The organism is Streptomyces sp. YIM 98790, assembly GCF_011421595.1.
GTDB lineage: Bacteria > Actinomycetota > Actinomycetes > Streptomycetales > Streptomycetaceae > Streptomyces.
Window position 1 is genome coordinate 1 of sequence record NZ_WTLH01000186.1, and the last position, 11390, is coordinate 11390.

General features: G+C 75.2%; 9 protein-coding genes and 1 pseudogene. 4 read left to right on the forward strand and 6 right to left on the reverse strand.

What is annotated here, in order from left to right:
- Positions 1–386, reverse strand: a pseudogene (locus GQS09_RS23260) (hypothetical protein); the annotation flags it as partial.
- Positions 368–1060, reverse strand: a complete 693-nt coding sequence (locus GQS09_RS23265) for an ATP-binding cassette domain-containing protein (RefSeq protein ID WP_313896301.1) — start codon at positions 1058–1060, stop codon at positions 368–370. The gene GQS09_RS23265 and the pseudogene GQS09_RS23260, both read right to left, overlap by 19 nt.
- A 289-nt stretch (positions 1061–1349) precedes the next feature.
- Between GQS09_RS23265 and GQS09_RS23270 the strand changes: the two genes are divergently transcribed.
- Both GQS09_RS23270 and GQS09_RS23275 read left to right on the forward strand, forming a co-directional pair.
- The gene (locus GQS09_RS23270) at positions 1350–2825 is read left to right on the forward strand and encodes a gamma-aminobutyraldehyde dehydrogenase (protein ID WP_165989372.1); all 1476 of its coding nucleotides are present in this window, start codon (positions 1350–1352) and stop codon (positions 2823–2825) included.
- Positions 2826–3170: 345 nt separating this feature from the next.
- Positions 3171–3347 carry a hypothetical protein gene (locus tag GQS09_RS23275; RefSeq protein WP_165989374.1) on the forward strand — a complete coding sequence of 59 codons (177 nt, stop codon included), beginning with the start codon at positions 3171–3173 and terminating at the stop codon, positions 3345–3347.
- 192 nt (positions 3348–3539) lie between these two features.
- Here the strand turns inward: GQS09_RS23275 and GQS09_RS23280 are convergent, their stop codons facing one another.
- Together GQS09_RS23280 and GQS09_RS23285 are read right to left on the reverse strand one after the other, a co-directional pair.
- Positions 3540–4250 carry a glycerophosphodiester phosphodiesterase gene (locus GQS09_RS23280; RefSeq protein ID WP_165989376.1) on the reverse strand — a complete coding sequence of 237 codons (711 nt, stop codon included), beginning with the start codon at positions 4248–4250 and terminating at the stop codon, positions 3540–3542.
- Complete coding sequence (locus GQS09_RS23285; RefSeq protein WP_165989378.1) at positions 4247–5419, reverse strand: adenosine deaminase; 1173 nt, start codon at positions 5417–5419, stop codon at positions 4247–4249. The genes GQS09_RS23280 and GQS09_RS23285 overlap by 4 nt, the downstream gene beginning before the upstream one ends.
- A gap of 105 nt (positions 5420–5524) precedes the next feature.
- Between GQS09_RS23285 and GQS09_RS23290 the strand changes: the two genes are divergently transcribed.
- Positions 5525–6514, forward strand: a complete 990-nt coding sequence (locus GQS09_RS23290) for a hypothetical protein (protein WP_165989380.1) — start codon at positions 5525–5527, stop codon at positions 6512–6514.
- Positions 6515–6655: 141 nt separating this feature from the next.
- Positions 6656–7192, forward strand: coding sequence for a hypothetical protein (locus tag GQS09_RS23295; RefSeq protein WP_243761707.1), 537 nt, complete (start codon positions 6656–6658; stop codon positions 7190–7192).
- A gap of 698 nt (positions 7193–7890) precedes the next feature.
- On the opposite strand, the gene gabT is transcribed toward GQS09_RS23295, so the two are convergent.
- Together gabT and GQS09_RS23305 are read right to left on the reverse strand one after the other, a co-directional pair.
- On the reverse strand, positions 7891–9294 hold the full coding sequence (gabT, locus tag GQS09_RS23300) for a 4-aminobutyrate--2-oxoglutarate transaminase (protein ID WP_165989382.1): 1404 nt from the start codon (positions 9292–9294) through the stop codon (positions 7891–7893).
- 152 nt (positions 9295–9446) lie between these two features.
- The gene (locus GQS09_RS23305; protein ID WP_243761708.1) at positions 9447–11003 is read right to left on the reverse strand and encodes an ABC transporter ATP-binding protein; all 1557 of its coding nucleotides are present in this window, start codon (positions 11001–11003) and stop codon (positions 9447–9449) included.
- Between the last annotated feature and the right edge of the window lie 387 nt (positions 11004–11390).

An 11390-nucleotide genomic window follows, 5' to 3' on the forward strand; every position in this document is an offset into this window, starting at 1 on the left:
GTGGCCAGCAGCGGGGGAGCGGCGAGCAGGGTGAGCGCCGCGGGCAGTACGGCGAGCGGCGGAAACCGGGGCAGCAGCGCCGCCGCGCTGCCCAGCAGCGCCGGCAGTGCCGTCCAGACTGCGGCCTGCCGGGCCGCGGGCATGCCGAGCGCCGACAGGTCCGGGCGGCGCGGCACGGCCAGGACGGCAAGATACCCGGCGGCCGCCATCGGCACCGCGCACCAGGCCAGGCGGACCGGCGCCGCGCCCGGCCGTTCCGGAGCGGAAAGGGCCTGATCGAATGCGTCCAGCAGCAGATGACCGGTCACGGCGGTGGCCGAGGCCACCAGCAGCAGGCGCAGCAGCGCCGCCGGCCCCGCGCCCCGGACTAGGCGGTGAGCGAGCATGCCAGGCGGCCGTCGGCGAGTGCCATGCTCCGGTCGGCCAGCTCCGCGGCCTGGGGATCGTTGCAGGCCAGCAGCGTGGTGATGGTGTGCGAGCGGGCCGCCGTGGTGAGCGTGCGCAGCACCAGGCGGCGCTCCCGCCCGTGCAGCGGCGCGGTGGGCTCGTCGGCGAACAGCACGGCGGGCCGGTGCACCAGGGCCCGTGCGATGGCCACCCGCTGCCGCTGCACCCGGTCCAGGGCCTGCGGCCGGCGCCGCGCGCAGTCCCCGACGTCCAGCCGCTCCAGCCACTCCTGGGCCGTGCGCCGGGCGGTGCGTGCCCCGACCCCGGCCAGCAGCAGCGGCAGCGCCGCGTTCTCGCGGGCGGTGAGCTCCGGCACCAGCCGCGCGCGGTGGCCGATCCAGCCGAACCGCTCGCGGCGCAGCCGGTCCCGCGCCGCGCGGGACAGGGTGTGCACCGGGATGCTGTTGAACCACACCTCGCCCCGGTCCGGCAGCAGCCGCCCGGAGAGGCAGTCCAGCAGGGTGGTGCGCCCGCTGCCGCGCCCTCCGGTGACGGCCAGGATCTCGCCCTCCCGCACGGCGAGCGACACGTCGCACAGGGCCGGCGACCCGGCGTGCGCGCGGTGCAGGCCGCGTGCCCAGAGCACGTCGTTGTCGGGTGGGGCGGTCGTCACACGGCACCTCCGCTGGTCGGCGGCGAGTGCCCGGACCAACGCGCCACGCCGATTTCGGTTACGGCGGGCGGCGGTTGCGGCCGGACGGGGGACGGCGGGCGGTCCGCCGCTGCCGCCGCCCGGCCGGGCCTGGCCGCCGTCGGCGCGGAGATTANTGGCCGCCGTCGGCGCGGAGATTATTCGTCGAGAAAGCGAGAAGAATGACATTCTCGCTGCTCGAAGGGTGTCACGACGGAGGATTTCCGGCCTTCGGGGCTGTCGTCCGCTCCGTCACGGCGCTTAGTCTGGAATGTCCGATCGAGAAGGAACAGGAAGCAGGAGGGGTGCTGTGACCACCACCGAGCTGCGTCGGCTGCGCAACTACATCAACGGCGAGTTCCGGGACGCCGCGGACGGCCGGACCCTGGAGGTGGTCGATCCGGTCACCGGCCTCCCCTACGCCACCGCCCCGCTCTCCGGCCCGGCGGACGTGGACGCCGCCATGGCCGCTGCCGCGGCGGCCTTCCCCGCCTGGCGGGACGCGACCCCGGCCGCCCGCCAGCTCGCCCTGCTGAAGATCGCCGACGCCTTCGAGGCGCGGGCGGACGACATCCTGGCCGCCGAGTGCCGGGACACCGGCAAGCCGCTGGAGGTGACCCGGCAGGAGGAGCTGGGCCCGATCGTGGAGCAGATCCGCTTCTTCGCCGGGGCCGCCCGCATGCTGGAGGGCAAGGCCGCGGCCGAGTACATGGCGGGCCTGACCTCGTTCGTGCGCCGGGAGCCGGTGGGCGTGTGTGCCCAGGTGGCGCCCTGGAACTATCCGCTGATGATGGCGGTCTGGAAGTTCGCCCCGGCGCTGGCCGCCGGCAACACCGTCGTCCTCAAGCCCTCCGACACCACCCCGGCCTCCACCGTGCTGCTGGCCGAGATCCTGGGCGGGGTCCTGCCGGCCGGGGTGTTCAACGTGATCTGCGGCGACCGGGACACCGGGCGGCTGATGACCGAGCACCCGGTCCCGGCCATGGTGTCCATCACCGGTTCGGTGCGGGCCGGCATGGAGGTGGCCGCCAGCGCCGCCAAGGACGTCAAGCGGGTCCATCTGGAACTGGGCGGCAAGGCACCCTGTGTGGTCTTCGAGGACGCCGACCTGACCGCGGCGGCCGAGGGCATCCGGGACGCGGGCTTCTTCAACGCCGGGCAGGACTGCACCGCCGCCTGCCGGGTGCTGGTGCACGAATCGGTGCACGAGGCCTTCGTCGACGCGCTGCTCAAGGCCACCGCCGAGGTCAAGACGGGCGACGTGGAGGACCCGGACTGCTTCTACGGGCCGCTGAACAATGCCGGTCACCTGGCCAAGGTCGCCGGTTTCATCGACCGGCTGCCCGCCCACGCCCGGGTGGAGACCGGTGGCCACCGGGTCGGCGAGGAGGGCTTCTTCTACGCCCCGACCGTGGTCACCGGCGTGCAGCAGGACGACGAGATCGTGCAGAACGAGGTCTTCGGCCCGGTGATCACCGTGCAGACGTTCGGTGACGAGGCCCAGGCGGTGGAGTACGCCAACGGCGTGGAGTACGCGCTGGCCTCCTCGGTGTGGACCAAGGACCACGGGCGGGCCATGCGGATGTCCAAGGCGCTGGAGTTCGGCTGCGTCTGGATCAACACCCACATCCCGCTGGTGGGCGAGATGCCGCACGGCGGCTTCAAGAAGTCCGGCTACGGCAAGGACCTCTCCGCCTACGGCCTGGAGGACTACACCAGGGTCAAGCATGTGATGACCGCGCTCTGAGCCGGGACGCGGCGGCCGGTGTGCCCGGGGACCTTCCCGGGCACACCGGCCGCCGCCGTTCCCGTCCTGGTGCCCGTTCCCGTTCCCGTTCCCGTTCTCGTTCCCGTCCCTCCGCGGTTCCCGGTCCGGCCGGGGTGGCGGGTGTGCCGGGTGTCCGCCCCGCATCCGTCGCACGCACATCTTGCGCCACTCCAGGCGCGGTTGGCCGAAAAGCTGCCCTGTACAACTGCAATCGTGCTGGTACGGTCGGTGACTGATCGCGTGGCCGCGGCGCCCCCATCCGGCCACGCAGGCGCGCCGTTGTGTCCCACCCCCCAGTCACGCAGCTACCGGAGGTCACTCCCGATGCGACGCGAAGGACACCCCACCCGCCCCCGTACCCGTTCCCGTACGGCCGCCCGGCTGGCCGTCATCCTCACCACGGTCGGCCTCTTCGCCGGGGGCGTCTCCGCCGTCCCCGCCGCCGCGGCGGACCACCCCAACTACTGCATCCACGTTCCCGGCGGCTGGCTCTGCTTCTGAGGCTCCTGAGGCTCCTGCGGCCGGTGAGGCCCGTGAGCTCCTGAGCTCCTGAGGTCCGGGTGCCCCCCGGCCCCGCGGACCCGAGGCCGGTCCCCGCCCGATCCCCGGCGCCCGGCTCGGTCGGCCGGCGTCCCCCGACAGGGCCGACCGCCCGGTGGCCCCGTGTCCCGCCCAGCGGCACGGGGCCACCGGTCACCGGTCACCGTTCCGTTTCCCCCGCCGCTGCCGGGCACGGGCCACCTCGGCGCGCAGTACGCCCGGCCGGTTGGTGTGGACGGCGTCGACACCCAGGTCCAGCAGGCGGCGCATGGCGCGCGCGGTGTCGGCGGTCCAGGCGCAGACCTGGTAGCCGCGCTCCCGGGCCCGCTCCACGGTCCGCTCGTCCAGCAGGCTCCAGCGGTAGTTCAGCCAGGCCGGGCGGACCTCGCGCAGCAGCGAGTCCCGGACCGGGGCGGCCCGCTTCCAGGTCAGGGAGATCTCCGCCTCCGGATCGGCCCGCCGCACCGCGCGCAGCGCCCCCGGATCGCCGCAGTAGTACACCCGCCCCCCGGCACCCTCGGCCGCCACCTCGGCCACCACCGCCCGGGCGTCCGCGGCCGAGGGGCCCGGCAGGTCGATCAGGGTACGGGCCGGGAAGGTGACCTCCAGCGCCTCGCGCAGGGTGGGCACCCCGCCGCCGGTCAGCTCCCGCACCTCGGTCGCGGTCAGCCCGGCCACCTCCAGGTCATGTCCCCACAGCCGTTTCAGGGTGGTGTCGTGCAGCGCCACCGGGACCCGGTCCCGGGTGAGCCGCACGTCCAGTTCCACCACGTCGGCGCCCGCGGCGAGCGCCGACCGGAATGACGCGAGGGTGTTCTCCCGCGCCCGGTACGGATCGCCGCGGTGCGCGATGACAAGCGTCAAGGGGTCCACCCGTTCCGCCGCGGATCCTGTGCGGATGAGCCGTTGCCGGGTCGTCGTTGCAGCCATGAGGACAGATAACTGTCGATTTCACCCGAAAGGCGTGATTTCGCGGGTGTGTCGAGAAAGGACGCCTCCACCGCGTTCCGGGCCAGCTCCGCCAGCCCGGTCTCGTCCAGGTCCAGCAGCCGCGCCGCCACCGCGTACTCGGTGTTCAGGTCGGTGCCGAACATCGGCGGGTCGTCGCTGTTGATGGTGACCGGCACACCCGCCGCCACCATGTCCCGCACCGGGTGCTCCTCCAGAACGGTCACCGCCCGGGTGGCCACATTGGAGGTCGGGCAGACCTCCAGCGGGATGCGGTGCTCCGCCAGGTGCTCCAGCAGCCGCGGGTCCCGTACCGAACTGGTGCCGTGACCGATCCGTTCGGCGCGCAGCTCCCGCAGCGCGTCCCAGACCGTCTCCGGCCCGGTGGTCTCCCCGGCGTGCGGCACGCTGTGCAGGCCCTCGGCGATGGCCCGGTCGAAGAACGGTCTGAACTGCGGCCGCGGCACCCCGATCTCCGGCCCGCCCAGGCCGAACGACACCAGGCCCTCCGGCCGCAGCTCGCAGGCCATCCGGGCGGTCTCCTCGGCGGCGGGCAGCCCCAGCTCGCCGGGGATGTCGAAGCACCAGCGGAGCACCAGGCCCAGCTCCCGCTCGGCGGCCCGGCGGGCGTCCTCGATGGCCTCCATCACGCCCTCGGCGGGGATGCCGCGCCTGGTGAAGCCGTGGGGGGTGACGGTGAGTTCGGCGTAGCGGATGTTCTGCCGGGCCATCTCCCGGGCCACCTCGAAGGTGAGCAGCCGGATGTCCTCCGGGTCCCGGATCAGGTCCACCACGGAGACGTAGATCTCGATGAAGTGCGCGAAGTCGCGGAAGGTGAAGAACTCGGCGAGCGCGTCCGGGTCCTTGGGCACCGGCGAGTCCGGGTGGCGGGCGGCGAGTTCGGCGACGATCCGGGGGGAGGCGGAGCCCACATGGTGGACGTGCAGCTCCGCCTTGGGCAGCCCGGCGATGAAGCCGGTGAGGTCGGTGGGGTCCTGCTCGGACACATGCACTCCTGATCTGGCGGGGGTTCCGGCCGGCCGGCGGCGGGCGCGGGGTGGCGCGGACGCCGGACGCGCCGTCATGGTAAGCGCAGGCGGCGCCGGGCGGGCCGCGGGCGTGCGTTCCGTCCGCCGGGCACCCGCCGTAGGGTGTGGGGCCGTTGACCGCGGAGGGGACGTGGAGGTTCGGTGACCGCCCAGCAGCACCATTGGCAGACCGGTTCCGCAGCAGCGCCGGAGCCGGGCGGCGGCGGAACGGACGGCGGCATAGCCGGGGGCCCGGCCCCGGCCGGGCCCGTCCCGGAGCCGCCCACCCCGCCTCCGGGTCCGGTCCACCCCGCCGCGGCCCGGGGCCCGGCGGACGCGGGGCAGACCCATGCCGGGCAGCCGTACGCGGCCCTTCCCCTCTCCGGCCCGCCCGCCGGGCTGCCGCAGCCGCTGCCGCTGCCGCAGCCGCTGCCGCGCAACGGTGCGGCGCGCGGCTCCCTGGCCCTGGGCATCTGGGCGCTGGTGGTCTGCTGCACCTTCGTCGCCGCCCCGGCTGCCGTGCCGCTCGGCATCGCCGCCCTCGCGGTGGGCGCCGTGGCCCTGGGCCGGGTGCGGCGCGGCACCGGCGGCCGGCGCGGCTGGGCGGTGTCCGGCATGTCGGCGGGCGGGGTGGCCGTGGTGGCCGGGGCGCTGCTCACCGGGCTGCTGGTGGCGGGCGCCGTGGACAGCGTGGCGGTCACCTCCGGGCCCGGCTCGGACCGGACGGCGGACGCGGGCGACCGGGTGGTCTGGGAGGACGGCCTGGTGGCGGTCTTCGACGCGCCCGGGCGTCCGGAGCACGACACCGCCACCCGCCTCACCGTCACGCTCACCCAGGAGGGCGACGACCGGGCCGATCTGTCCGACCAGGACATCCGGGTCCGCACCGACGGCCGGGAAATGGCCCCCGGACGGGTACGGGTGCGGCTCAGCCCGGTCGGCCTGCTGCGGCCGGGGAACTCCACGGAGATGGTCCTCTCCTTCACCCTGCCGCCCGGCACCTCCCGGGTGGCGGTCGACTTCTCGCCCGGCCCCGGCCACGACACCGCCTACTGGGAGTTCCGGATCGGTCCGGACGGCAGCGGCGACGGCGGACGCGACGAACCCGGAAGGCCCGGCGGGCCCGGCGGCCGCGAGCGCGCCGACGTCTGATCCGGGCCGCAGACCCGGCCCGCCCGGAAAGCCGCGAAAGCAAAGCAGCGCAGTCGCGTAAGAGCGCGGGCCCCGGCCGCTCTCACTGGGGGATGAGACGCAAGGCCCCGCCCGGGGCCTCGGGCGAGAGGAAAACACGTGATGAGCGAGCCGAACGGGCAGCCCGGGCCGCGGTCGGCCATGGCCTGGCTGGCTGCGGCGGCGCCCGAACCGGGGGCTTGCCGCTGGGAATGGGAGCGGAATCCGCGCGGCGTGGTGCTGCTGCCGGCCGGGCGCCGCTGGGACGTGCTGGTGCTGCCGCCGGGCATCGGGCACGTCACGCTGGAGGTGCTGGACGGCGTGTCCGCCCCGACCGGTCCGGTGCTGGCGGACGACAGCGCCCGGGTGGGCTACTTCGTACCGCCGGGCACGGCCGGCCGCTGGATCGGGACCGGGGTCCGCGCGGCGGGCCGGGGCAGCTGGATCGTGGTGCCGCATCCGGCACGGACCAGCGGCGGGGTGCACTGGCTGGTGCCGCCGGACGGCTCCGGGCTGCTGACCGATCCGGAGATGCTGGAACTGGCCATGCACGAGGCCGCCGCCCTGGTCCGCATCACCGGCACCGGCACCGGCAGCGGTGCGGGCCGCGACGCCCGGCCGGAGCCGGAGCCCGGACCGGGGCAGGCGCCCGAGGGCTGACCGGGCCCCGGAAGGGTGCCGGCGGACCGGAAGAAGGCGACCGCCCCGGAGCGAGGGGGGAGATCTCCGGGGCAGTCCTGTGCCTCGGCCGGCCTGCCGCGTGCCCGGGGGGAGGAGACTGGCGGCGCCGGCCATGGGGAGGAAGTCCGGGGCTCACTGCGCCCGCTTCCGGTCATGACCGTACGGCCTGACACCTGCCGGGTTGTACGCGTACACGAGCCCCCCACACCATCTCTACGCGGAGTCCGCCCCGGCCCGCGCGCCGGCGGGCGGCAGCGTGGTGCCCGCCCGGTGCAGCAGGGTTCACGGGGAAGGGGCGGAGCAGGGCACGGCGTCGCCCGGCAACGTCCGGCTGCCGCTCCCACCGGGTCGCCCCGGGACGGGGGCGCGGCGGCCGGGCACGGCCCGGACGGCCGCGCCGTGCCCTCCGGAACCGGAACCGCCACCGGCCGGCGAGCACCGCCCGGTGGGCGGAACCCGGCACCCCTGCGCGCCCCCGGCCACCCCGGCCGCGCCGGGTTCCGCCGCTGCCCCGGGCGTGGCGGTCGGTCAGGGCTCGCCGCGCACCGGGGTGGTCAGCGCGGAGAAGGCGCTGTCCAGGATCGNCACCGCCCGGTGGGCGGAACCCGGCACCCCTGCGCGCCCCCGGCCACCCCGGCCGCGCCGGGTTCCGCCGCTGCCCCGGGCGTGGCGGTCGGTCAGGGCTCGCCGCGCACCGGGGTGGTCAGCGCGGAGAAGGCGCTGTCCAGGATCGACAGGCCCTCGGCCAGCAGGTCCTCGCCGATCACCAGCGGGGGCAGGAAGCGCAGCACGTTCCCGTAGGTGCCGCAGGTCAGCACCAGCAGCCCCTGGCCGTGGCAGTACCGGGCCACCGCGGCCGTCGCCTCCGGGTCCGGCTCCCGGCCGCCGCCCGGCTTGACCAGCTCCACCGCCAGCATGGCGCCCCGCCCGCGCACCTCGCCGATCGCCTCGTGCCGCGCGGCCAGCTCCGCCAGCCGCGGCTTCATGATCTCCTCGATGCGGCGGGCCCGGGCGTTGAGGTCCAGCTCCCGCATGGTCTCGATGGCGCCCAGCGCGGCCGCGCAGGCCACCGGGTTGCCGCCGTAGGTGCCGCCCAGGCCGCCGGTGTGCGCGGCGTCCATGAGCTCCGCCCGGCCGGTGACCGCGGCCAGCGGCAGGCCGCCCGCGATGCCCTTGGCGGTGGTGATCAGATCCGGCACCACGCCCTCGTCCTCGCAGGCGAACCACTGTCCGGTGCGGCAGAAGCCGGACTGGATCTCGTCCGCCACGAGCACGATGCCGTGTTCCCGGGCGAACCCGGCCAGCCGCGGCAGGAAGCCCCGGGCGGGCTCGATGAAGCCGCCCTCGCCGAGCAGCGGCTCGATCACGATCGCGGCGGTGTTCTCCGCCCCGACCTGCTTGGTGATCTGGTCGATCACCTGCGCGGCGGCCTCCTCGGCGCACCGCTCCGGGCCGGTCGGCCAGCGGAACGGGTAGGCCACCGGCACCCGGTAGATCTCCGGGGCGAAGGGGCCGAAGCCGTGCTTGTACGGCATGTTCTTGGCGGTCAGCGCCATGGTGAGGTTGGTGCGGCCGTGGTAACCGTGCTCGAACACCACCACCGCCTGCCGGCCGGTGGCGTACCGGGCGATCTTGACGGCGTTCTCCACCGCCTCGGCGCCGGAGTTGAACAGCGCCGACTTCTTGGCGTGCTCGCCGGGGGTGAGCCGGGCCAGCTCCTCGCACACCTCCACATAGCCCTCGTAGGGGGTGACCATGGCGCAGGTGTGGGTGAACCGGGAGAGCTGCTCGGCGGCCCGGCGGACCACCGCCTCGGCGCTGTTGCCCACCGAGGTCACGGCGATGCCGGAGCCGAAGTCGATCAGGGCGTTGCCGTCCACGTCCTGCACGATGCCGCCGCCGGCCCGCTCCACGAACACCGGCATGACGGTGCCGACGCCGTTGGCCACGGCGGCCTGCTTGCGGGCCATCAGCTCCTGGGACCTGGGGCCGGGGACGGCGGTGACGAGCTTGCGCTCCTGGGGCAGGGACGGACCGCCGGCCAGGCCGGTCGGGGCGGGCACGGCGGGCATGGTGGTCATGGATGCGTCTCCTCGGCGGGTGGCGGACAGGGCTCCGTTCCGCAGGCTAGGGCCGCACCCGCCCCCGGGACATGCACCGCCACGGCACACTCACCCCCGCCGACTTCGCCGCGCCGTCCATAGCCCCCGCCGGCCCGGCGGGCGGGCCGCGCTCAGTGCTCCAGCGGCGGCGCCTGGGCGGGCACCGGGCAGATCCGGGCGCCCTCCCGGTCGAAGACGTAGAGCTGCGCCAGGTCCACCAGCAGCGGCACCCGCTGGCCGACATGGATCCGGCTGTCCGCCTCCGTGCGCACCACCAGTCCGGCCGCCATCCGGGCGGCCGGGTCGTCCGCCGCGCCGGGCCCGGCGACGCCGTGCTCCGGCCCGGCGGCATGCCGCCCGTATCCGCCGCCCCGCCGCGGCTGCCGCGGATACTCCCCGGGCCCCGCCTGCTCCCGGTACCGGGGCTCCGGGTACCGGTCGTGCTGGACATACCCGCCGGTGTGCGGGACGGGCCCGTCCTCCGGCCCCTCGTCGAAGTCGACCGTGGTCACCGCGGAGATGGCGCCGGCCGGGCCGGCGCCGGGCCGCCCGTCGTCCCACCGGTCCCGGTGCGCCCGCCCGGAGCGGCCCAGCAGCCGCCCCAGCCGGCCGCCCGGCCGGCCGGAACCCTGCTCCGCCTGCCCCGGACGGCGCGCCGCCTCCAGCCCGGCCACCTCGGCCGGCCGGGCCCCGATGCCGACGTGCACCAGCGACTCGTGCCCCTGGAACTCCACATGCTCCACGGCGCCCCGCAGCAGCGCCTCACCCGGCCGCGCGTCCTGCGGCGAGGCGATCCGGATCGCCTCCGAGCGCAGGCCCACCGTGATGTCCCGGCCCATCTGGACGCGCAGCAACTGGTGGTCGGCGCTCAGCGGCTCGGGCAGCAGCATCCGCTGGGTGCCGAAGTCCAGCGCCATCCGGCCGCCCATCGGCGCCAGCACCCGGGCCCGGAACAGGTTGATCCGGGGCGTGCCCACAAAGGCCGCGACGAAGAGGTTCTCCGGATAGCGGTACACCTCGCGGGCGGTGCCGACCTGCTGCACCCGCCCGTCCCGCATCACCACCACCCGGTCGCCCAGTGACATCGCCTCCGACTGGTCGTGCGTCACATAGACCGTGGTGACACCGAGGTGACGGGTCAGTGCGGCGATCTCGGCGCGCAGCCGGTTGCGCAGCTTGGCGTCCAGGTTGGACAGCGGCTCGTCCATCAGGAACGCCGACGGCCGCCGCACGATGGCCCGGCCCATGGCCACCCGCTGCCGCTCGCCGCCGGAGAGCTGGCCCGGGTAGCGGTCCAGCAGATCCTCGATGCCCAGGATGCGCGCGGTCTCGGCCACCGGCGTGCGGTGGTCCAGGTACCGGTCCTCCATGCGCAGCGGGAAGTCGATGTTCCGCCGCGCGGTCATGTTCGGGTACAGAGCGTAGTGCTGGAAGACCATGGCCAGCCGGCGCTTGCCCGGCGGGATGTCGTTGGCGTACTCGCCGTCCAGCAGCACCGCCCCCTCGGTGGGCTCCTCCAGGCCCGCGATCAGCCGCAGGACCGTGGATTTGCCGCAGCCGGAGGGGCCCAGCAGCACCACGAACTCCCCCGGGGCCATGTCCAGCGTCACGTGTTCGACGGCAGCGATTCGGCCCCTGTTCGCCGTGTAGACCTTTGAAACGTCCCGCAAGGAGATGGCGCGCGTCATTCGGGATTCACCGCCGGTCGAAGCAACGTGCTCGTGCTCACGGAGAGTAGCGCAGCGCGACGGTCCAGGGGAACGGGTCGGCGCGAAATTTCCGTCCGGAATCCGGTACTTGGCCCGGTACCGTCGAGCCCGGCCGGTGGCCGCTAGATTGGGACGCCGGGCCGGGAGACGACGTGACAGGCGGCCCGCGGGCCGGTCAGGGGGCGACTCGATGAGCACGGACGGCGGACCGGGACGGTACGGCCGGCGGCAGGGGCCGCCCGGCGGACCGGAGACGGCCGGAACCGTACCCATGGCCCGGCGGAGCGGCGGGGCGGCGGACGACGGCACTCCGCCGGTGCCCCGCCGCGGCCCGGCGGCCGGGGCATCCGCCCCCGCCGCACCGCC

Coding starts and splice junctions, on each gene's coding strand:
- GQS09_RS23270 (WP_165989372.1), top strand. CDS start 1,350: ATGTCCGATCGAGAAGGAACAGGAAGCAGGAGGGGTGCTGTGACCACC.
- GQS09_RS23275 (WP_165989374.1), top strand. CDS start 3,171: ATGCGACGCGAAGGACACCCCACCCGCCCCCGTACCCGTTCCCGTACG.
- GQS09_RS23285 (WP_165989378.1), bottom strand. CDS start 5,419: ATGACGGCGCGTCCGGCGTCCGCGCCACCCCGCGCCCGCCGCCGGCCG.
- GQS09_RS23295 (WP_243761707.1), top strand. CDS start 6,656: ATGAGCGAGCCGAACGGGCAGCCCGGGCCGCGGTCGGCCATGGCCTGG.
- gabT (WP_165989382.1), bottom strand. CDS start 9,294: ATGACCACCATGCCCGCCGTGCCCGCCCCGACCGGCCTGGCCGGCGGT.
- GQS09_RS23305 (WP_243761708.1), bottom strand. CDS start 11,003: ATGACGCGCGCCATCTCCTTGCGGGACGTTTCAAAGGTCTACACGGCG.